General features: G+C 64.2%; 20 protein-coding genes and 1 tRNA gene. 6 read left to right on the top strand and 15 right to left on the bottom strand.

Features of this window, described 5'->3' with window-relative positions; genetic code table 11:
* Positions 1–3 precede the first annotated feature (3 nt).
* The 14 genes from nuoH to AB7G19_RS19525 all read right to left on the bottom strand — a co-directional run bounded on the left by nuoH (position 4) and on the right by AB7G19_RS19525 (position 13,628).
* Entirely contained in the window at positions 4–1,071 is a 1,068-nt protein-coding gene (gene nuoH, locus AB7G19_RS19590; protein ID WP_063982981.1) for an NADH-quinone oxidoreductase subunit NuoH, read from the bottom strand.
* Positions 1,072–1,075: 4 nt separating this feature from the next.
* Positions 1,076–3,151: an NADH-quinone oxidoreductase subunit NuoG gene (gene nuoG, locus AB7G19_RS19585; protein ID WP_283016693.1), complete on the bottom strand. Its 2,076-nt coding sequence runs from the start codon at positions 3,149–3,151 to the stop codon at positions 1,076–1,078.
* 5 nt (positions 3,152–3,156) lie between these two features.
* Positions 3,157–4,482, bottom strand: coding sequence for an NADH-quinone oxidoreductase subunit NuoF (nuoF, locus tag AB7G19_RS19580; protein WP_014494861.1), 1,326 nt, complete (start codon positions 4,480–4,482; stop codon positions 3,157–3,159).
* A 15-nt stretch (positions 4,483–4,497) separates the two neighbouring features.
* The gene (locus tag AB7G19_RS19575; protein WP_028149053.1) at positions 4,498–4,698 is read right to left on the bottom strand and encodes a hypothetical protein; all 201 of its coding nucleotides are present in this window, start codon (positions 4,696–4,698) and stop codon (positions 4,498–4,500) included.
* On the bottom strand, positions 4,698–5,309 hold the full coding sequence (gene nuoE, locus AB7G19_RS19570) for an NADH-quinone oxidoreductase subunit NuoE (RefSeq protein ID WP_028149052.1): 612 nt from the start codon (positions 5,307–5,309) through the stop codon (positions 4,698–4,700). The genes AB7G19_RS19575 and nuoE overlap by 1 nt, the downstream gene beginning before the upstream one ends.
* A gap of 10 nt (positions 5,310–5,319) precedes the next feature.
* Positions 5,320–6,282, bottom strand: coding sequence for an FkbM family methyltransferase (locus tag AB7G19_RS19565; protein ID WP_441268019.1), 963 nt, complete (start codon positions 6,280–6,282; stop codon positions 5,320–5,322).
* Positions 6,282–7,478, bottom strand: coding sequence for an NADH-quinone oxidoreductase subunit D (locus AB7G19_RS19560; protein WP_441268018.1), 1,197 nt, complete (start codon positions 7,476–7,478; stop codon positions 6,282–6,284). The genes AB7G19_RS19565 and AB7G19_RS19560 overlap by 1 nt, the downstream gene beginning before the upstream one ends.
* A 2-nt stretch (positions 7,479–7,480) precedes the next feature.
* On the bottom strand, positions 7,481–8,092 hold the full coding sequence (locus AB7G19_RS19555) for an NADH-quinone oxidoreductase subunit C (RefSeq protein WP_085400362.1): 612 nt from the start codon (positions 8,090–8,092) through the stop codon (positions 7,481–7,483).
* 11 nt (positions 8,093–8,103) lie between these two features.
* Entirely contained in the window at positions 8,104–8,691 is a 588-nt protein-coding gene (locus tag AB7G19_RS19550; RefSeq protein WP_014494855.1) for a NuoB/complex I 20 kDa subunit family protein, read from the bottom strand.
* On the bottom strand, positions 8,682–9,047 hold the full coding sequence (locus tag AB7G19_RS19545) for an NADH-quinone oxidoreductase subunit A (protein ID WP_007603535.1): 366 nt from the start codon (positions 9,045–9,047) through the stop codon (positions 8,682–8,684). The genes AB7G19_RS19550 and AB7G19_RS19545 overlap by 10 nt, the downstream gene beginning before the upstream one ends.
* A 248-nt stretch (positions 9,048–9,295) precedes the next feature.
* On the bottom strand, positions 9,296–9,526 hold the full coding sequence (locus tag AB7G19_RS19540) for a hypothetical protein (RefSeq protein ID WP_063982974.1): 231 nt from the start codon (positions 9,524–9,526) through the stop codon (positions 9,296–9,298).
* A complete protein-coding gene (locus AB7G19_RS19535) occupies positions 9,526–10,662 on the bottom strand; it encodes a PepSY-associated TM helix domain-containing protein (protein ID WP_135216781.1) in 1,137 nt (378 codons plus the stop codon). The genes AB7G19_RS19540 and AB7G19_RS19535 overlap by 1 nt, the downstream gene beginning before the upstream one ends.
* A gap of 22 nt (positions 10,663–10,684) precedes the next feature.
* Positions 10,685–12,937, bottom strand: coding sequence for a TonB-dependent siderophore receptor (locus AB7G19_RS19530; protein WP_208089450.1), 2,253 nt, complete (start codon positions 12,935–12,937; stop codon positions 10,685–10,687).
* A gap of 175 nt (positions 12,938–13,112) precedes the next feature.
* Entirely contained in the window at positions 13,113–13,628 is a 516-nt protein-coding gene (locus AB7G19_RS19525; RefSeq protein ID WP_038943030.1) for a MarR family winged helix-turn-helix transcriptional regulator, read from the bottom strand.
* A gap of 183 nt (positions 13,629–13,811) precedes the next feature.
* On the opposite strand from AB7G19_RS19525, the gene AB7G19_RS19520 reads away from it, so the two are divergent.
* From AB7G19_RS19520 to pepT, 6 genes are all read left to right on the top strand, one after another.
* The gene (locus tag AB7G19_RS19520; RefSeq protein ID WP_135216779.1) at positions 13,812–15,002 is read left to right on the top strand and encodes an aromatic ring-hydroxylating dioxygenase subunit alpha; all 1,191 of its coding nucleotides are present in this window, start codon (positions 13,812–13,814) and stop codon (positions 15,000–15,002) included.
* Between the two features lie 116 nt (positions 15,003–15,118).
* Entirely contained in the window at positions 15,119–16,414 is a 1,296-nt protein-coding gene (locus AB7G19_RS19515; protein ID WP_354112917.1) for a spinster family MFS transporter, read from the top strand.
* A gap of 142 nt (positions 16,415–16,556) precedes the next feature.
* Positions 16,557–16,760, top strand: a complete 204-nt coding sequence (locus AB7G19_RS19510) for a hypothetical protein (protein WP_028149044.1) — start codon at positions 16,557–16,559, stop codon at positions 16,758–16,760.
* A gap of 159 nt (positions 16,761–16,919) precedes the next feature.
* Positions 16,920–16,996: transfer RNA gene (locus AB7G19_RS19505), tRNA-Asp, on the top strand.
* Positions 16,997–17,181: 185 nt separating this feature from the next.
* Positions 17,182–17,511 carry an HU family DNA-binding protein gene (locus AB7G19_RS19500; RefSeq protein ID WP_063982968.1) on the top strand — a complete coding sequence of 110 codons (330 nt, stop codon included), beginning with the start codon at positions 17,182–17,184 and terminating at the stop codon, positions 17,509–17,511.
* 104 nt (positions 17,512–17,615) lie between these two features.
* Positions 17,616–18,866: a peptidase T gene (gene pepT, locus AB7G19_RS19495; RefSeq protein ID WP_014494845.1), complete on the top strand. Its 1,251-nt coding sequence runs from the start codon at positions 17,616–17,618 to the stop codon at positions 18,864–18,866.
* Between the two features lie 175 nt (positions 18,867–19,041).
* Here pepT and AB7G19_RS19490 read toward each other — a convergent pair whose 3' ends face one another.
* Positions 19,042–19,758: a cation transporter gene (locus AB7G19_RS19490; RefSeq protein ID WP_259257325.1), complete on the bottom strand. Its 717-nt coding sequence runs from the start codon at positions 19,756–19,758 to the stop codon at positions 19,042–19,044.
* Positions 19,759–19,921: the final 163 nt, after the last annotated feature.

The raw sequence follows: 19,921 nt of genomic DNA, 5'->3' as shown, positions 1-19,921 counted from the left end.
CCCTCACTTCGGCGCGATGCCGGCGAAATGCAGCACACCGGCCACCACGACCACCATCGCCAGCGACAGCGGCAGGAACACCTTCCAGCCGAGGCGCATCAATTGGTCGTAGCGGTAGCGCGGCACGATCGCCTTTGCCATCGCGAACAGGAAGAACATGAAGAACACTTTGAGCGAGAACCAGATGATCCCCGGCACCCAGTTGAAGGGCGGCAGATCCACCGGCGGCAGCCAGCCTCCGAGGAACAGGATCGTCGCCAGCGCGCACATCGTGACGATCGCGACATACTCGCCGAGCATGAACAGCAGATACGGCGTCGAGCCGTATTCGACCATGAAGCCGGCGACGAGCTCTGATTCAGCTTCCACGAGGTCGAACGGCGGACGGTTGGTTTCCGCCAACGCCGAGACGTAGAAGATCACGAACATCGGGAACAGCGGCCACACATACCAGTTCAGGATGGTGAGCTGCGGCAACCCGATCAGGCTGGCAAGGCCACGGGCATGCTGGGCCTCGACCACGGCCGACAGGTTCAGCGTGCCGGCGCAGAGCAGCACGGTGATGATGACGAAGCCGATCGAGACCTCGTAGGACACCATCTGCGCCGCCGAGCGCAGCGCGGCCAGGAACGGGTATTTCGAGTTCGACGACCAGCCGGCCATGATGATGCCGTAGATCGACAGCGACGAGATCGCGAAGATGAAGAGCACGCCGACATTGATGTCGGAGATCACCCAGCCGAGATTGGTCGGGATCACCGCCCAGGCCGCGAGCGCGAGCACGCATGAGACCAAGGGAGCAAGGAGGAACACGCCCTTGTTGGCGCCGGACGGGATGATCGGCTCCTTCAGCACGAACTTCAGCAGGTCCGCGAAGGACTGCAGCAGGCCCCAGGGGCCGACCACGTTCGGGCCGCGGCGGATCTGCACCGCCGCCCAGATCTTGCGGTCGGCGAGCAGGATGTAGGCGATCGCGACCAGCAGGACGACGAGCACCAGGACGCTCTCCGCGACCATGATGATCAGCGGCCAGAGGAAACCGGTCCAGAATGCGCTTTCGAAGAATTCCATCGGCTCACTCCGCTGCGGTCAGCATCTGCCCGGAGGCAAGCCGCGAGCATTCCGCCATCACGGCGGATGCACGCGCGATTGGGTTGGTCAAATAGAAGTCCTCGATCGCCGGCTTGAACGGCGCCTTCTCCGGCGAGCCGCCCTTCCCCGCCAGCTTCTTGATCTGGTCGGCGGCGCCGGCTTCGATCTGGTCGAGACGCATCAGGTGCGGCGCGGCCTTGAAGATCGCCTGGCGGAGTGCCGACAGCGAGTCGTAGCCGAGCTTCTTGCCGAGCGCCTCCGACAGCGCCCGCACGATCGCCCAGTCCTCGCGGGCTTCGCCCGGCGGGAACGCGGCACGGCCGGTCATCTGCACGCGGCCTTCGGTGTTGACGTATATCGCGGACTTCTCGGTGTAGGCGGCCGCCGGCAGGATGACGTCGGCGCGATGCGCGCCGCGGTCGCCATGGGTGCCGATATAGACGACGAAGGTGCCGTCCGACGGCTTGATCTCGTCGGCGCCGAGCAGGAACAGCAGGTCCAGCGTGCCGAAGGTCGTCATCTGCGCGGCGTTCAGCCCGCCCGCACCGGCGACAAAGCCGATGTCGAGTGCGCCGACGCGCGAGGCGGTCTCGTGCAGTACGCCGAAGCCGTTCCAGCCGTCCTTCACCGCGCCGACATCGAGCGCGAGCTTGGCGGCGGCGGCGAGAATGGCGGCGCCGTCGTGACGCGAGGCTGCGCCTGCGCCGACCAGGATGATCGGGTGCTTGGCGTTCTTCAGCACATCCATGAAGGAATGCTTGCCGGCCGCGAGCTCGCCGAGCGTCTCGGTGCCTGCGCCGAGGTGGTCATAGTCGTAAGTGAGATCGACCTTGGCGCCGATCACGCCGACCTTGAAGCCGCCGCCGCGCCAGCGCTTGCGGATGCGGGCGTTGAACACGGCCGCTTCCTTGCGCGGATTGGCGCCGATGATGAGCAACGCGTCGGCCTGCTCCACACCGACCAGCGTCGGATTGAAAATGTAGGAGCCGCGACCGAGCGCGGGATCGAAGGCGTCGCCGCCCTGCACTGCCAGATTGTTCGAGCCGTACTTGGCCAGCAGGTCCTTCAGCGCGAACATCTCTTCGACGCCGGCGAGGTCGCCGGCGATCGCGCCGATGCGCTTGCCGTCGGTGCGCGCCGCTTTCGCAGCGATCGCGGCAAAGGCTTCGGGCCAGCTCGCCGCCCGCAGCTTGCCGGCTTCGCGGATATAGGGCCGGTCGAGGCGCTGGGTGCGCAGGCCGTCAACGACGTGACGGGTCTTGTCGGAGATCCACTCCTCGTTCACGGCCTCGTTGATGCGCGGCAGCACGCGCATCACCTCACGACCGCGGGTGTCGACGCGGATCGCCGAGCCGAGGCCGTCCATCACGTCGATCGACTGGGTCTTGCCGAGCTCCCACGGGCGAGCCGCAAAAGCATAGGGCTTCGAGGTCAGCGCGCCGACCGGGCAGATGTCGACGAGATTGCCCTGCAATTCGGACGTCAGCGCGTGCTCGAGATAGGTTGTGATCTCCATGTCCTCGCCGCGGCCGGTGGCGCCCATCTCGGGCGCGCCGGCGACTTCCGCCGAGAAGCGGACGCAGCGCGTGCACTGGATGCAGCGGTTCATCGAGGTCTTGACCAGCGCGCCGAGGTACTTGTCCTCGACGGCGCGCTTGTTCTCGGCGAAGCGGCTGGTGTCGACACCATAGCCCATCGCCTGGTCCTGAAGGTCGCACTCGCCACCCTGGTCGCAGATCGGGCAGTCCAGCGGATGGTTGATGAGAAGGAATTCCATCACGCCTTCGCGTGCCTTCTTCACCATCGGCGAACGCGTGGAGATTTCCGGCGGCTCGCCCTTGGGGCCCGGACGGCAATCGCGCACGCCCCAGGCGCAGCTTGCGACCGGCTTCGGGCCGCCCTTCACTTCGACGAGGCACATCCGGCAATTGCCGGCGATCGACAGCCGCTCGTGATAGCAGAAGCGCGGAATCTCGGCGCCCGCGGCTTCGCACGCCTGGAGCAGCGTGTACTCGGCGGGGACATCGATCTCTTTGCCGTCGATGATGAGCTTGGTCATTCTCTCTACTCCGCCGCGACCATGTTCACGGGATCGCGGACGCCGATATCGTCGATGTCAGCCTTGTGCGAATACTGGTCGATGCGCGCTTCGATCTCGTGACGGAAATGCGCGATCAGGCCCTGGATCGGCCAGGCGGCTGCGTCGCCGAGCGCGCAGATGGTGTGGCCTTCGACCTGCTTGGTGACTTCGAGCAGCATGTCGATTTCGCGCTTGTGGGCGCGGCCATCGGCCATGCGGGTCAAGACGCGCCACATCCAGCCGGTGCCCTCGCGGCACGGCGTGCACTGGCCGCAGCTCTCGTGCTTGTAGAAATAGGAGATGCGAGCGATGGAGCGGATCAGGTCGGTCGACTTGTCCATCACGATCACGGCCGCTGTGCCGAGGCCCGAGCGCAGCTTGCTCAAGCTGTCGAAATCCATCGGCGTGTCGATGATCTGCTCGGCCGGTACCATGCGCACCGACGAGCCGCCGGGGATCACGGCCTTGAGGTTGTCCCAGCCGCCGCGGATGCCGCCGCAATGCTTCTCGATCAGCTCACGGAACGGAATGCCCATGGCCTCTTCGACGTTGCAGGGCCGCTCGACATGACCCGAGATGCAGAACAGCTTGGTGCCGACATTGTTCGGACGGCCGATGCCGGCGAACCAGGCCGCGCCGCGCCGCAGGATGTCGGGCGCAACCGCGATCGACTCGACGTTGTTGACGGTGGTCGGGCAGCCGAACAGGCCGACATTGGCCGGGAACGGCGGCTTCAGGCGCGGCTGGCCCTTCTTGCCTTCGAGGCTTTCGAGCAGCGCGGTCTCCTCGCCGCAGATATAGGCGCCGGCGCCGTGCGCGACGTAGATGTCGAACGGCCAGCCGTTGACATTGTCCTTGCCGACGAGCTTCGCCTCATAGGCCTGGTCGATCGCGGCCTGGAGATGCTCGCGCTCGCGGATGAACTCGCCGCGGACATAGATGTAGCAGGCATGCGCGTTCATCGCGCAGCTCGCGATCAGGCAGCCTTCGATCAGGAGATGCGGATCGTGCCGCATGATCTCGCGATCCTTGCAGGTGCCGGGCTCGGATTCGTCGGCGTTGACGACGAGATAGCTCGGGCGGCCGTCGGTCGATTCCTTCGGCATGAACGACCATTTCAGGCCGGTCGGGAAGCCGGCGCCACCGCGCCCGCGAAGGCCCGACGCCTTCATCTCGTTGATGATCCAGTCACGGCCCTTGTCGATGATATTCTTCGTACCATCCCAGGCGCCGCGGCGCCGCGCGCCCTCGAGCCCCCAGTCGTGGAGGCCGTAGAGGTTCTTGAAGATGCGGTCCTTGTCCTCGAGCATTTCAGTGCTTTCCGATCAACGATTGGACTGCTTGTAGGCAAGTCCGGCGGCGCAGACGGCGAAGGTCAGCGCCCAGAGTAGGCTGCTCTCCTGCGTCGCGTTCATCACGAAGCGCTGCAGCAGGAACATGAAGGCGGCCGCGACCGCGGCGTGCATGGCGACGAAGCCCCATTTGTTCACGGCTTCGTTCCCTCCAATTGCGGGGAGATCACGCATCAGGTGATCTCCTTCAGCGTGGTCGGCCCACCCGTCGGCGCCGAGAACTGGCGGCCGTTCTGCGGACCGGGCTTCGGCGGATTGCCCGAGGCGAAGCCGTCGAGCACCTTGCCAAAGGTTTCCTTGGTCAAATCCTCATAGGTGTCCTTGCCGATCAGCACCATCGGCGCATTCACGCAGGCACCGAGACATTCCACCTCTTCCCAGCTGAAATTACCGTCCTTGGAGAGATGGAACGGCTCGTGGTGAATGCGGTGCTCGCAGACGTGGATGAGATCCTCGGCACCGCGCAGGCGGCACGGCGTGGTGCCGCAGACCTGGACGTGGGCCTTCTTGCCGACGGGGGCGAGCTGGAACATCGTGTAGAAGGTCGCGACTTCGAGCACGCGGATATAGGGCATGTCGAGCAGATCGGCGACGGCGCGGATCGCGGCTTCCGACACCCAGCCGTCGTGCTGTTCCTGGACGCGCCAGAGGATGGCGATGACAGCGGAGGCTTGCCGGCCGGCCGGATATTTCGCGATCTGCTGCTTGGCGAACGCGAGGTTCTCCTCCGTGAACGCAAAGCTCGCGGGCTGGACTTCCTTCGGTGCTAATCGGCGAACGGACATCTCTTATCTCTCACTGCATACGGCGCGCGGTTTTCGCATTCAGGGCATCGATCCTGCCCTGCCAGAATGCGCTTGCGGTGCCGAAAACGTTGTAGCCGACGTGTGTCGAGACCTTGATGCGGTCGAGGATCGACAGCTCGGTCACGGTCTCCATCCGGTTGCTGCGCGGATCGAACACGATCAGCTTCAGCGGCGTCTGTTCGAGGATAAAGCGCGACACCGCGTGGCTGCGATCGCTGCCGTGCTCCTCGCACATGATGACGCTGTCGGTCTCAAGCAGCCGTGCGCCGCCCTTGATCGCCTCGATCTCGACGCCCTCGACGTCGAGCTTGATCAGGTACTTGCCGTGGGCCGCCACCTTGCCGTCATCGATGAGATTGTCGAGCGCGAGAACCGGCACGTCCTCGCCGCCCGCCGACGGTGCGCCGGCGATGCTGAAGGCCTCATGCTTGGTGCCTGACAGCCGCGCGGTACCGCGCGCCGCGCCGATGGCGCATTTCAGCGTCTCGAAGCGGTTGCCGTTGACGCGGGCGTTGTTGGCAAGCTTCGGATAGTTCTGCCCCGACGGCTCGATCGCGATCGCCTTGTGCGATCCGAACGGCTTGCTCGAGACCAGCACCGACCAGTAGCCGTAATTGGCGCCGCAATCGAGCAGCGTGTAGTCGACGTCGAGGGAGTCGGCGAACAGGACCTCCAGCTCGTCCTCGTAGTTGTAGGAGCGGTTGAGCAGCTTGCTCCAATAGCCGTCGCCGTAGGGGAATTCGAACACGGCATCGGGATTGAGCCTGATCGCGATGTTGCGCTCGGGCAGCGTCTTCCGCAGCAGGTTCGCGCAGGCGATGTAGCCCATGTGCGAGAAATGCGAGGAGATCTTCGATCCCGTCACCAGCGCCAAGGCAGCCGTCCGCTCCCACAGGTTGGCCCCTTCAAGGGCCCCCGAGGCACGGTCAAACTGGATTGGCGCCTGCGCCATCACCGATCGACCTCTCCGAACACGATGTCGAGCGAGCCGAGGATCGCCGAGACGTCGGCAAGCAGATGGCCGCGGCAGATGTGGTCCATCGCCTGAAGATGCGCAAAGCCCGGCGCGCGGATCTTGCACTTGTAGGGCTTGTTGGTGCCGTCGGAGATCAGATAGACGCCGAACTCGCCCTTCGGCGCCTCGACCGCGGTGTAGACCTCGCCGGCCGGCACGTGGACGCCTTCGGTGTAGAGCTTGAAGTGATGGATCAGCGCTTCCATCGAGCGCTTCATCTCGCCGCGGCGCGGCGGCGCGACCTTGTTGTCTTCGACGACGACAGGCCCCTTCCCGTCGGCTGCGTTCAGCTTCTGGATGCACTGCTTCACGATGCGCACGGACTGGCGCATCTCTTCCATGCGGATCAGGTAACGATCGTAGCAGTCGCCGTTCTTGCCGATCGGGATGTCGAAATCCATCTCGGCGTAGCATTCATAGGGCTGCGACTTGCGCAGGTCCCAGGCCGCGCCCGAGCCGCGCACCATGACGCCCGAAAAACCCCACTCCCAGGCTTCCTTGAGCGGCACCACGCCGATGTCGACGTTGCGCTGCTTGAAGATGCGGTTGGCGGTGAGGAGACGATCGAGGTCGTCCACGACCTTCAGGAACGGATCGCACCAGGCCTCGATGTCGTCGACCAGCTTCTGCGGCAGATCCTGATGCACGCCGCCGACGCGGAAGAAGGCTGCGTGCATACGGCTGCCGGAGGCGCGCTCGTAGAACACCATCAGCTTCTCGCGCTCTTCGAAGCCCCACAGCGGCGGGGTCAGCGCGCCGACGTCCATCGCCTGCGTGGTGACGTTGAGGAGGTGCGAGAGGATGCGGCCGATCTCGCAATAGAGCACGCGGATCAGCTGGCCGCGGCGCGGCACCTCGATGCCGAGCAGCTTCTCAGCGGCGAGGCAGAAGGCGTGCTCCTGGTTCATCGGCGCGACGTAGTCGAGCCGGTCGAAATAAGGGATCGCCTGGAGATAGGTCTTCTGCTCGATCAGCTTCTCGGTGCCGCGGTGAAGCAGGCCGATATGCGGGTCGACGCGCGCGACGATCTCGCCGTCAAGCTCAAGGACCAGACGCAGCACGCCGTGCGCAGCCGGATGCTGGGGCCCGAAGTTGATGGTGAAATTGCGAAGCTGTTCGGGTTGCTCGTTCATGATCAGACCTTCGGTCCCGCCTTCTCGTCACCGGGAAGCGGATAGTCCGCCCCTTCCCACGGCGAGAGGAAATCGAACTTGCGGAATTCCTGGTTGAGCCGGACAGGCTCGTACACCACCCGCTTCTCCTGGTCGTCGTAGCGAACCTCGACGAAACCGGTGGTCGGGAAATCCTTGCGCAGCGGATGGCCCTCGAAACCGTAGTCGGTCAGCAGGCGGCGCATGTCGGGGTGACCGACGAAGAACACGCCATAGAGGTCGTAGGCCTCGCGCTCGAACCAGTCCGCGCCGGGGAACACGTCGATCAGCGACGGCACCTGCGTGGTCTCGTCGGCCTGGGCCTTGAGCCGGATCCGCGTGTTCAGGGTCGGGGACAGGAAGTGATAGATCACGTCGAAGCGTTTCTCGCGCGACGGATAGTCCGCGGCCGTGATGTCGGTGAAGTTGATGAACCGGCATTTCGGATCGTCGCGGAGGTACTTGACCACCTCGACGATCTTGCTGACCTCGACATCCACCGCGAGCTGGTTGAAGGCAACCGAATGACCGATGGCGGCGCCCGGAAGCGCGCTAACGATCGTCTGCCCCAGGGCGTCGAGCTTGGCGTCGTCCATGACGTAAAACCTTAGCGTTCGATGGTGCCGGTGCGGCGGATCTTCTTCTGCAGCAGCAGCACGCCGTAGAGCAGCGCTTCCGCCGTGGGCGGGCAGCCCGGCACGTAGATGTCGATCGGCACGATGCGGTCGCAGCCGCGCACGACCGAGTAGGAGTAGTGGTAGTAGCCGCCGCCATTGGCGCAGGAGCCCATCGAGATGACGTAGCGCGGCTCCGGCATCTGGTCGTAGACCTTGCGCAGCGCAGGCGCCATCTTGTTGGTCAGCGTGCCGGCGACGATCATCACGTCGGACTGGCGCGGCGAGGCACGCGGCGCGAAGCCGAAGCGCTCGACGTCGTAGCGCGGCATCGAGACCTGCATCATCTCGACCGCGCAGCAGGCGAGACCGAAGGTCATCCACATCAGCGAGCCGGTACGGGCCCAGGTGATGAGGTCGTCGGTCGCGGCCACGAAGAAGCCCTTGTCGGACAGCTCGGAGTTGACCTCGAGGAAAAACGGATCGTTGGCGCCAACCGGCCTGCCGGTCGACGGATCAAGGATGCCCTTGGGGGCCGGCGCGACGACCGGGCCAGAGGACGTTGCAGGGTTCAATCCCATTCCAGTGCTCCCTTCTTCCATTCATAGGCGAACCCGACCGTCAGCACGCCGAGGAACACCACCATGGACCAGAAGCCGGTCGCGCCAAGCTTGCCGAACGCCACCGCCCAGGGAAACAGGAACGCCACCTCGAGGTCGAAGATGATGAAGAGGATGGCGACCAGATAGAAGCGGACGTCGAACTTCATGCGAGCGTCGTCGAAGGCGTTGAAACCGCACTCATACGCCGACAGCTTTTCCGGGTCCGGCTGCTGGAACGCCACGATGAAGGGCGCGATCAGCAGCACGAGGCCGATGAGGCCCGCTACCCCTATAAAGACGACGAGTGGAAGATAGTTCTGCAGAATGCCGCTCATTGACGAGCCCTTTTTCCCGCAGCCTCGGGACAGCCACGGATTCGTCCAGTTTGGAATTGTTCTGAGCCTTAGCGCAGTGCACCAATGGGCGCAAGACACGCTCTTTTTAGGCCCTTTACCGCCCCCAGAACGATAGAAATCCCGGAATCGCCCCGCGGCTGGTATGGAGCAGATCGCCAATCCCAGCAAGGGCGGCCACAGTTTTGCAGGGCAGCCGTTCGAGGATTGCGGCACACGGGCCGAGGCAGCTATTTGCCGCGTGTCGTCCGCGATAATTGCCCGGTTTTTTGGGTGCGGCAGCGCACCCAAACCCAGGCAATGACCAGCACCGGGGCTCCCACCGTCACCCAGGCGACATACTGGCCGACCGTTCCCCAGAGTAGCGCAGCCAGCAGGCCGGTGATGGTCGCAGCCGCGAGCAGGATGGGTGCAGCAAAGACACGTATCCACAGGCCCGAGCGGTCAGAGGAGCCATGCATCACGACGGGACCGGGGTTCGTCTGGCGAATGCGTCGCTCCGGGCGGGCGCGCGCTTGCGCCGCCGTGCCAGCCAGAGATAGAGGCCACTGCCGATCACAACGATCGTGAGAATGTCGAGCACGGCCCAGATCACCTTGAGCGGCATCCCGCCATAATCGCCGAAATGCAGCGGCTGCGAGATCAGGAGCGCCTGGAGATAGACCGGCAGCGCCCGGCTGTCGGCGACCTCCCCTGTTTCGCCGTCGAGCAGGACCGGCTTGAGCAGCCGCGCCGTCAGCGCCGTGTCGCCGCGCATGAAGGCGGCGAAGTGGTGCGAGGAGGTGAACGGCGTTCCCGGAAACGCGATGAAGGCAACCTCCATCCCGGGCGCCGTCTGCCTCGCGCGCGCCACAACATCGTCGAGCGAAGCCAGATGCGACGGCGGCGGCTTGCCGGCATAGGGCGCGACCATGCTGGCAAGCTCGGTGGCCTTCCACTGGTTGAGCATCAGCTCGGCCCAGGTGTTGACGACGCCGGTGAGGCCTACCACCAGTGCCCAGGCCACCGTCACGACGCCGATCAGATTGTGCCAGTCGAGCCAGCGCACGCGGCGCGAGGCGTGGCCGCGAATGGTGGCAAAGCGCAGCCGGCGGGTGAACGGCCAGTACAGCACCACGCCGGAGATGATGGCGATGGCGAACAGCAGGCCCATCCCGCCGAGGAACAGTTTTCCGGGCTGGCCGGCAAACATGTCGGTATGCAGCTTGAGCATGATCAGCATCGGCCCGATGCCGACCGGTCCGAGCAGCTTGGTCGACATCGCATCGAACGCGCGCACGGTCGTGTTGTCGGGCAGCCCGTTGACGGCGCTGTTGGTGAACGCGGTCACGATCCCGGGCTCGTCCTTGTCCCAGGCGATATATTGCAGCACCCGGCCGGGATCGGCGGCGAGCGCGGCGTCGGCGACGGCTTGCGTCGTCGCACGCGCCGCGCCCGCATGAGCTTCGGGCTGGGGGGCATAGCCCAGGAGCTCATCGATCTCGTGATGGAAGATCAGCGGCAGGCCGGTCAGGCAGAGCAGCAGCAGGAAGACGGTCGAGATCAGGCTGGTCCAGGTGTGGACCACGGACCAGAGCCTGACCGTGCGCGCCTTCACGAGGCCCTCCCCTCGCCGGTGCCTACCACTTGTAGGAGACGCTGGCGGTGACGCGCCGGCGGTCGCCGTAGAAGCATGACGAGGCCGCCGCGCAGCTTGCGACATAGATCTTGTCGGTCAGGTTGATCACGTTGATTGCCGTGCGCCAGTTCTGCCACTCGTAGTGGACCGCGAGGTCGCCGAGCACGACCGCGGGAACCTCGAGGGTGTTGGCGGCGTCCGCCCAGGAGGCGCCGACATAGCGCACGCCGCCGCCGAAGCCGAATCCCGCAAGCGGTCCGTCCTTGAATGTGTAGTCGGCCCAGCCCGAGACCAGGAGCTCAGGCGTGTTGGTCGGCGTCTTGCCGACCAGCGCCGGGTTCAGGTCCCTGCTGGTGAAGAGATGATAGGCCGTGAAGGCGCCGATGAACTTTAACTCCTTCGTCGCATTTGCGACCGCTTCGAGCTCGATGCCGCGCGAGGTCACCTCGCCGGTTTGGTTCTGCAGCGTGGTGATGATCGGATCGGTAGTGGGTACATTCTGGCGCTTCAGGTTGAACACCGAGGCAGTGAAGTAGCCATCAAATCCCTTGGGGGCGACCTTGACGCCGATTTCGGCCTGCTGGCCGGTCTCCGGCTGGAACAGCTGATTTTGCGCGTTGAGCCCGATAATCGGGTTGAAACTCGTCGCGTAGGAGATGTAGGGCGCGATGCCGTTGTCGAAATTGTAGATCAAGCCTGCGCGACCGCTGAACTGGCTGTCATTGTTGCTGGCGAGCGTCGCCCCAGTGTCACGGGCGGCCTGCGTCGTCTCGACCCAGTCGTTGCGGCCGCTCAGCACCAGCGTGAAGTTACCGAGCTTCATCTGGTCCTGGAGGTAGGTGCCGGCCTGCTTCTGCGTGATCAGGAAGTTACGGAACGGCGGGCCTGTGAGCGGGATGTTAATGCCGTAGACCGGATTGAGCACATTGATCGGAGGAACGGTGCCGAAGTTGAAGGCCTGATAGTCGTCGATCTGATAGCCCTTCAGATCGACACCGAACAGCATCGTGTGCCTGACAGGACCGGTGTTGAAGCGATATTCCAGCTGGTTGTCGAGATCGGCCTGGTTGGCGGTATCCTTCGCATACCAATTGTAGCGACCGAGAGAGGCCGCATTGATATTGTCCCAGCCGTTGCCGATGTAACCGCGATAGGTCAGGTCGATATGCGCAAATCGCGCATTCTGCCGGAACGTTAGATCGTCGGTGACATTGCGCTCGAACTGATAGCCGAGCATCTCCTGCTCGCGCGTGAACTTGTCGACGCTGGGATCGCCGGCGAAGAAGCTGGTCGGGATCTTGCCGAACGGCGCGTTGGTCACCGTGCCCTGGTAAGGCAGGAAGTTGATGCCGCGGGTGTCGGTCTTCGATGCCGACGCCAGAACCGTGAAAGTCGTATCGGCATCCGGCTTCCAGGTGAAGGACGGCGCAATGAAGTAGTTGTTGTCCGGCGTGAAGTTGACCTGCGTGTCGCCGTTCCTGATCTCGCCGACGACGCGGTAGAACAGCTTGCCGTCCTGGGGCTGCGTTGCAACGGGCCCGCCGACATCGAAGCCGACATAGGCGTTGCCGAAATTGTTGACGCCGGTCTCGATGTAGCGGATCGGCTCGGTCGGCGGCATCTTGCTGATGACATTGACGATGCCGCTCGGGCTCGATCCACCATAGAGCACCGCCGACGGGCCGCGTAACACCTCGACTCGCTCCATATTGGACGGCGGAAGCCGCCAGCTCGCATAGGCCGTGTAGAACAGCTGCGTGCCGTCGAGAAACAGTCCGATGTCGTCGGACTTGAAGCCGCGGATCAGCCACCAATCGTTGCGCGTGTCCGCACCGAAGGTGCCAGCCCGCACGCCGGCGGTGTAGCGCAGAACCTCGTCGAGCTTGGTCGCCTTCTGGTCGCGGATCTGGTCCGCGCCGATCACCGACACCGATTGCGGCGTCTCCATGATCGGCGTGTTGGTCTTAGTGCCCGACGAGCTGCGGTTGGCGACGTAGCCGTTCACCGGACCGCGCGGCGTCTCGACGAAGCCGACATTGCGCTGCTGAAGCGGTCTGCGGCTGGCGGCGGTCTCTACCGACGGCCGCGCCACGCGGCGGGCGGCCGCAGCAGGTGCGCGGCGTCGTGCTTCCGGCGCGTTGACGGTGACCGACGGCAGGTTTTGCGCACCGCCTTGCGCCGAGGACTGCGCAAGCGATGCCTGCGGTACCACTGCGAAAGCAGACGCGGTCGCCAAGACGACCGACCGCAGCATACGAAGACTGTTCAACGCGCACCCCAACATGTCTGTTTGCTTGCGTCATGCCGTCGTTCCCCCAACGGCAGGCGCTTGCAGTGACGCTTAGGTGAGCGCGCGCGAATTCCCTAATTGAAAACCTCTTAGAAGGGTTCTTAGAAATGATCCAACATTCCCGGAGATTTCCGAGAGATCAGCGTGAAACTTTCTCGGCTTCGAGCATCTTCTCGGCTGTCGCCGTGAGACGGTCGATCTGCGCCAGCAGCGTCTCGAACTCGTCCTTGCTCAACTGTTCGAGCAATTGCCGATTGCGCTCCTGCGCGCCTTCGACGATCGCATCATGCGCAGCGAGCCCTGCCGCTGTCAGCGCGACCAGCACCTCGCGGCTGTCCTTCGGGTTCGCCGACTTCGCGATCAGCTTGCGCGAGACGAGCTCCGCGAGCGCGCGGCTGATCTGGCCCTTGTCCTGGCCGACGGCTTCGGCGAGCCGCGCCACGCTCATCGGCGGACGGCGACCGAGCGAGGCGACGAGACCGAACTCGACCGAGGACAATCCGGCGAGGCGTTTGTAGCGCAGGATGGCGCCGCGCTTGAGCAAATTGGCGAGCACCATCAGCCGTGACGACAGCATCACGGTGATCGGCGCCGGCGAGTGGCTTTCGTCCGCATCGGGCGATGCGTGCCCGTCCCTGCTCGATGTCTGGCTCATGATCCACCTCTGCCAAGAAAGCCGGGGCGTGCCAAGCGCTGGTAGCGCAACCTCCCCAACCTGATTCCAAATGCGATTAAGAGGCATTCTGGAATATCGTTGACATTGTCATCGAATTATTTTTCACTGGGTCACCGCATCAAAACGACCCGGCCACCTAAGGCCAGCGGCGGGAGGAACAGCATGACGATGACCCAGCGGGATCGCGATCTCGGCACCGCCTATGCGATGAAGCCGGCGCACACGCGCACCGAACTCACCTCGGTCGTTCGCGGCACGCCGATGGGCGAGCTGCTGCGCCGCTACTGGCATCCGGTCGCGCTGGTCAGCGATGCCACCGACAGGCCGAAGAAGGTCCGCGCGCTCGGCGAGGATCTGGTGCTGTTCCGCGACAAGCACGGCCGTGTCGGCCTGCTCCATGCACGCTGCTGCCATCGCGGCACCACGCTCTATTACGGCAAGGTCGAGGAAGACGGCATCCGCTGCTGCTATCACGGCTGGAAGTTCGACGCCGAAGGCCATTGTCTCGAGCAGCCCTGCGAGCCCGACGGCGGCCAGTTCAAGGACAAGGTGCGCCAGCCCTGGTACCCAGTCGAGGAGCGCTATGGGCTGATCTTCGCCTATATGGGCCCGGCCGAGAAACGCCCGGTGCTGCCGGCTTACGAATGCCTGGAAAACATGGACGAAGGCGAGTTCGTCGAAGCCGACGATTCCTCGATCGGCGGCGGCGGCCCCGCGATCATCCCCTGCAACTGGCTACAGCATTTCGAGAACGTGGTCGATCCCTATCACGTGCCGGTGCTGCACGGCTCGTTCTCGGGGCCGCAATTCACTGACATGATGGCCTCGATGCCGGAGGTGAGGTTCGACAAGACGCCGCGCGGCATCGCCGTGCGCTCGATCCGCAAGCAGGACGACGGCAAGGTGTTTTATCGCGTCACCGAAGCGGCCCTCCCCACGCTCCGTGTCGTGCCGAACCCGCGCGTGGCGCAATTCGCCCGCGTCGAGTCGATCGGCTGGACGCTGCCGATCGACGACACCTCGTTCCGCATCTACGTCGCCGGCCGCGTCAAGACTTCCGGCGACATCGGCCGCATGCGCTCGAAGTTCAACGGCAAATTCTGGTGGGACATGACGGAAGCCGAGCACCAGCAATTCCCGGGCGATTACGAGGCCCAGGTCGGCCAGGGCCCGCAGACCATCCACTCCGAGGAGCATTTCGGCCAGAGCGACCGCGGCATCCTGATGATCCGGCGCATGCTGAGCGAGCAACTGGAGGCGATGGAGGCAGACCGCGATCCGATCGGCGTATCGTTCGACGCAAGTGCTGCGCCAGTCGAATTCGAAGCGGGGAATTACATCCGCGAAGGCTGAGTTTTTGGCGCGTTTTCTTCACGCAAACCGGTATCCACTTCGCTCGAAAACGCTCTCGACCAGCCTCACGAAGGGCTGGACCGGCAACGATAACAAAGACAAATTGGGGGGATGCGATGGTCGATGTGACGTCACAGATGTCGGTGCAGACGACTGCGGCGGCAAAGCCCCCGGCGCGGCGCTATTACGTGCTGGGCCTGCTCACCATCATCTATGCGCTGAACTTCCTCGACCGCACGATCTTCAACGTCCTGATCGAGCCGATCAAGAAGGAGTTTCAGCTCAGCGACACCATGATGGGTCTGCTCGCGGGCTTCGGCTTCGCACTGTTCTATTCCCTGCTCGGCATTCCCATCGCGCGCGTCGCCGACCGGCTCAACCGGCGCAACATCGTCGCGGTGGCCCTTGCGTTCTGGAGTGCGATGACGGCGCTGTGCGGGTCGGCCTCGAGCGTGACCTCGCTGGCGCTGGCGCGCATCGGCGTGGGCATCGGCGAATCCGCGGGCTCGCCCGCCTCGCAATCGATCGTCGCCGATCTCTTCACCAAGAACGAGCGCCCGCGCGCGCTCGGCATCTACGCCATCGGCACCTATCTCGGCGTCTTCCTCGGCTATTTCATCGGCGGCTACGTCAACCAGCACTATGGCTGGCGGATGGCGTTCTACGTCGCCGGCCTGCCCGGCATCCTGCTCGCATTGATTCTGTGGCTGACGATCTCCGAGCCGAAGCGCGGCGCGATGCAGGAGAGTTTTGTGCCCGAGCCGCTCGGGCCGACACTGCGCTTCCTGGCCTCGCAGCAGAGCTTCATCATCGTGCTGGTCGGCTTCTGCCTCACCACCTATACGAACTACGCAACGGCGGCCTGGATCCCGCCGTTCCTGGCACGCGTGCACCATCTGTCGAGCGCCGAGATCGGCACCTATGCCGGGACCTTCAAGGGGCTCGCCGGCATGGCCGGCACCCTGCTCGGCGGCTTCGTGGTGGCGCAAATCAGCCGCCGCGACGACCGCTGGAAGCTGTGGGCGCCGGCGATCACCTCGGGGCTCGCCGGCCCGGTGTTCGCGCTGTGCATGCTGACGCAGGATTTCGCGATGATGGTCGCGATGCTGGCGCTGACCTCGTTCCTGGTCGGCTTCCATCTCGGACCGATCTTCGCGATCGCGCAGACGGTCGCGAAGCCGAGCATGCGGGCGCTCGCCTCCGCCCTGATCGCGCTCACCGCCACCTGCTTCGGCCAGGGCGTCGGCCCGCTTGCCGTCGGCATGGTCAACGACGCCCTCAAGGGCACTTACGGCGCGGACGCCGTGCGCTATTCCCTGCTCTCGGCGGCGGTCACGACCACACTGGGCGCCCTGCTGTTCGTCTGGGCAGCCCGTTCGATCCGGGACGATATCGGCCGGGCGGCCGCCTGAGACCTGTTCCGGCCGCCAGCCCGGCGAAACCAAGCGGGCGTATTAATGAAACCATTTTGCGGAACCCGCGAAACCATCCGGAAACAGATGGTCCTTAAGACATGAGCCCATAGACGGCGGCTAAGCCCGTCGGGAGGCTTATATGAACCACTCAATTCACTCGGCTGATCGTGGCACCCACCTGAAGATCGTGGTGGTGGCGCTGGTTGCTGGTATTCTGGTCGCCGGCTTCGGGATCGCAGCCCGCACCAATGCCGATTACAGCCAGACCGCCCAATCGGCCCACGTGATCAAGGCCGGGAAGCCCGTTGCCGTGACCAGCGCAGGCACGTCGGAGATTCGCTGACACGCCCTGTTTCGGGCTGACAGAGGCCGCCGCCTGGCGGCCTTTTTCGTTTTCCAGAGCAATGCTTAGCCGATGCGTCCTGACAAAGCGCAACGTCCTTGACTTCACCAAGCCCCGCCTTTAAGTCCCCCCTCGTTCCGCGCGCTTTCAGCGAACCACGCGGGAGTAGCTCAGTTGGTTAGAGCGCCGGCCTGTCACGCCGGAGGTCGCGGGTTCGAGCCCCGTCTCTCGCGCCATTTTGGCAATCCCTTCATAGTCTTAGCCCGAACTTCTCGATGCCTTTCGCGGCATTGCCGGCGTCCGCCGGGAACTCGTGGCATAGTCAGCCCGCGCCCGAATCGTCTACGCCTTCCAGGACTTGGAGGGATCCCCACGCTTGACCGGCTTTTCCGGGGCTTCCCTGTCATTGAGGAGGCCAGACATGGCTAAGAAGGATTCGGCCAAGAAGGATTCGGCGAAGAAGGCAGCCGCTCCCGCCACCATCACGCTCAAGCACCTCGCCGCTGACGTCGCGGAGAGCCAGGACCTCTCGAAAAAGCACGCCGAGGCCGTCCTGACCGACATGGTCGATCTGATCGCCAAGCACCTCAAGAAGGGCGACCGCGTCCGCATCGTCGGGCTCGGCATCCTCCAGGTCCGCAAGCGCGCCGCCCGCACCGGCCGCAACCCCACCACCGGCGAGGCGATCCACATCAAGGCCAGCAAGAAGGTCGCCTTCCGCCCGGTCAAGGAGCTCAAGGAAGCGATCTAGCAGCTACGTTTCGTTAAGCCTGATCCGCTTCGTTCCGGCCGCATCACGGCCCGCTTTTCTGATATACCGCCTGCATCCCCCAAGACCCGGCGGTTTGACCAGAAATGTCCTCCCTCTCCTTTTCGCACACTGTGACCGAACGCTTCCTGCGCTACGTCACCATCGACACCCAGTCCGATCCGGAATCCCCGGCCTCGCCCTCGACCGAGAAACAGAAAGATCTCGGCCGCGTGCTCGCCGCCGAGTTGAAGGCCATGGGCGTCGCCGACGCGCATCTCGACGACTTCGGCTACGTCTACGGAACGATCCCGGCCAACACGACCAAGAAGGTGCCGGTGATCTGCTTCTGCTCGCACATGGACACCTCGCCCGACGTGACCGGCAAGGACGTCAAGCCGCAGCTGGTGAAGGACTATCGCGGCGGCGATATCACGCTGCCGGGCGATACCAGCCAGGTGATCCGCTTCACTGAACATCCCGCGCTGAAGAACCAGATCGGCAACGACATCATCACCACCGACGGCACCACGCTGCTCGGCGCCGACAACAAGGCCGGCGTCGCCGAGATCATGGATGCCGCGCATTTCTTCATCAACAACCCCGATGTGAAGCACGGCACCATCAAGATCCTGTTCACGCCGGACGAGGAGATCGGCCGCGGCGTCGACAATGTCGACCTGAAGAAGCTCGGCGCCGATTTCGGCTACACCATGGACGGCGAGAGCGCCGGCAGCGTCGAGGACGAGACCTTCTCGGCCGACGGCGCCACCATCACCATCAACGGCGTTAGCGCCCATCCAGGCTACGCCAAGGGCAAGATGGAGCACGCGATCAAGATCGCAGCCGCCATCGTCGAACGCCTGCCCAAGGAAGGCTGCTCGCCCGAGACGACGTCAGGCAAGCAGGGCTTTCTGCATCCGATCGGCATCGACGGCGCGCTGGAGCAGGCGACGCTCTCCTTCATCGTGCGCGACTTCACCGAGGAAGGGCTGAAGGAGAAGGAAGTCCTGCTGGAGAACATCGTCAAGGACGTGATGAAGGACTATCCGCGCTCGACCTACAAGTTCGAGGTCAGGGAGCAGTACCGCAACATGAAGCAGGTGATCGACCGTCACCCGCAGATCCTCGAATACGCGATCGAGGCGATCCGCCGTGCCGGCCTGCGCCCGATGCGCACCGCGATCCGCGGCGGCACCGACGGCTCGCGCCTGTCCTTCATGGGCCTGCCCTGCCCCAACATCTTTGCCGGCGAGCACGCGTTTCATTCGCGGCTCGAATGGGTCAGCCGGCAGGACATGGAAAAGGCGGTGCAGACGATCGTGCATCTCGCGATGATCTGGGAGGAGAAGGCGTAGGAACGCTGCTACCCCCGGCAGCAGGGCAAAATAATTCCGAGCCCTGCGGAACGATCCAGTGCGGGGCGCGTTAGCGCCTCAAGTCCCAAGGATGAGAATGTGAGCACATAAGGCCTCAGCCGGTCAGCCCCGGGCTGGGGCCTTTCCGCGTTTGGATCGGGCGCAAAGGCCCCCCTCAGGCAGTCACGGCAGCTTGCCCGCCGCGATACTCCGCCCATGCTTGCCGCAAGATTTGCAGCGAAGAGGTGAGGAAGATTCCAGCCATTACCGCGGCGACAGCCAGATCGGGCCATGCCGTCGCGGTTCCAAATACACCGATGGCAGCGACCATCACGATGACGTTGCCGATCGCGTCATTGCGCGAGCAGAGCCAAACCGAGCGCACGTTGGCGTCGCCGTCCTTGTAGCGCGCGAGCAGGAGAACCGAGGTCAGGTTCGCTGCCAGCGCGGCCAGGCTCATCGCTCCCATCAGCTCCGCACGCGGGAGCCCCAGGACCAGGGTCTGATAGAGCGTTGACCCGAACACCCAGGCGGCCATGGCACTGAGCGACAACCCCTTGAACAACGCGGCGGTGGCACGCGTCTTGATGCTCGCGCCGATCACCGAAAGGCTCAGGCCGTAGGTGACCGTGTCGGCGAGGAAGTCGAGAGCGTCGGCCTTGAGAGCCTGGGAGCCGGCCAAATGGCCCGCCGCCATTTCACTCACGAACATCGCCGCGTTGATGGCGATGACGGTCCACAGCACGCGCTTGTATCGCGGATCGAGCCCGTCGAAGACCGGAACGCCCGCCGAGCAGCAGTCGGCGCAGCCTGACGCAGCGACTTCCTCCACACGAGGTTTGGCGGCTTCCCCACAGCACGCATCATGCGAGCAGCAAGACTCTTCGGGCATTCCGAGCTCCCTCTCGTCGTTTCTATCTTACCATCGGACCGTAACGATGGCGATGAACGAACGACGCTGCTTGCAATCGCATGGACACATGCGGGTGCGACGTTCAGTTCCGCACACGTAACATTATTGCGGGTCGACACTGTTCCGGTCGCCATGCTACGAA

Origin of the sequence: Bradyrhizobium sp. 215_C5_N1_1 (genome assembly GCF_052075935.1) — a bacterium.
Lineage (GTDB): Bacteria > Pseudomonadota > Alphaproteobacteria > Rhizobiales > Xanthobacteraceae > Bradyrhizobium > Bradyrhizobium barranii.
Note: the sequence above shows the minus strand (reverse complement) of the source record. Positions and strands in the feature narration are given on the sequence as shown.

What these genes read in the sequence shown, in the direction of transcription:
- nuoH (WP_063982981.1), bottom strand. Translation starts at nt 1,071, where the DNA reads ATGGAATTCTTCGAAAGCGCATTCTGGACCGGTTTCCTCTGGCCGCTG.
- nuoG (WP_283016693.1), bottom strand. Translation starts at nt 3,151, where the DNA reads ATGACCAAGCTCATCATCGACGGCAAAGAGATCGATGTCCCCGCCGAG.
- nuoF (WP_014494861.1), bottom strand. Translation starts at nt 4,482, where the DNA reads ATGCTCGAGGACAAGGACCGCATCTTCAAGAACCTCTACGGCCTCCAC.
- AB7G19_RS19575 (WP_028149053.1), bottom strand. Translation starts at nt 4,698, where the DNA reads ATGCGTGATCTCCCCGCAATTGGAGGGAACGAAGCCGTGAACAAATGG.
- nuoE (WP_028149052.1), bottom strand. Translation starts at nt 5,309, where the DNA reads ATGTCCGTTCGCCGATTAGCACCGAAGGAAGTCCAGCCCGCGAGCTTT.
- AB7G19_RS19565 (WP_441268019.1), bottom strand. Translation starts at nt 6,282, where the DNA reads ATGGCGCAGGCGCCAATCCAGTTTGACCGTGCCTCGGGGGCCCTTGAA.
- AB7G19_RS19560 (WP_441268018.1), bottom strand. Translation starts at nt 7,478, where the DNA reads ATGAACGAGCAACCCGAACAGCTTCGCAATTTCACCATCAACTTCGGG.
- AB7G19_RS19555 (WP_085400362.1), bottom strand. Translation starts at nt 8,092, where the DNA reads ATGGACGACGCCAAGCTCGACGCCCTGGGGCAGACGATCGTTAGCGCG.
- AB7G19_RS19550 (WP_014494855.1), bottom strand. Translation starts at nt 8,691, where the DNA reads ATGGGATTGAACCCTGCAACGTCCTCTGGCCCGGTCGTCGCGCCGGCC.
- AB7G19_RS19545 (WP_007603535.1), bottom strand. Translation starts at nt 9,047, where the DNA reads ATGAGCGGCATTCTGCAGAACTATCTTCCACTCGTCGTCTTTATAGGG.
- AB7G19_RS19540 (WP_063982974.1), bottom strand. Translation starts at nt 9,526, where the DNA reads ATGCATGGCTCCTCTGACCGCTCGGGCCTGTGGATACGTGTCTTTGCT.
- AB7G19_RS19530 (WP_208089450.1), bottom strand. Translation starts at nt 12,937, where the DNA reads ATGCTGCGGTCGGTCGTCTTGGCGACCGCGTCTGCTTTCGCAGTGGTA.
- AB7G19_RS19525 (WP_038943030.1), bottom strand. Translation starts at nt 13,628, where the DNA reads ATGAGCCAGACATCGAGCAGGGACGGGCACGCATCGCCCGATGCGGAC.
- AB7G19_RS19520 (WP_135216779.1), top strand. Translation starts at nt 13,812, where the DNA reads ATGACGATGACCCAGCGGGATCGCGATCTCGGCACCGCCTATGCGATG.
- AB7G19_RS19515 (WP_354112917.1), top strand. Translation starts at nt 15,119, where the DNA reads ATGGTCGATGTGACGTCACAGATGTCGGTGCAGACGACTGCGGCGGCA.
- AB7G19_RS19510 (WP_028149044.1), top strand. Translation starts at nt 16,557, where the DNA reads ATGAACCACTCAATTCACTCGGCTGATCGTGGCACCCACCTGAAGATC.
- AB7G19_RS19500 (WP_063982968.1), top strand. Translation starts at nt 17,182, where the DNA reads ATGGCTAAGAAGGATTCGGCCAAGAAGGATTCGGCGAAGAAGGCAGCC.
- pepT (WP_014494845.1), top strand. Translation starts at nt 17,616, where the DNA reads ATGTCCTCCCTCTCCTTTTCGCACACTGTGACCGAACGCTTCCTGCGC.
- AB7G19_RS19490 (WP_259257325.1), bottom strand. Translation starts at nt 19,758, where the DNA reads ATGCCCGAAGAGTCTTGCTGCTCGCATGATGCGTGCTGTGGGGAAGCC.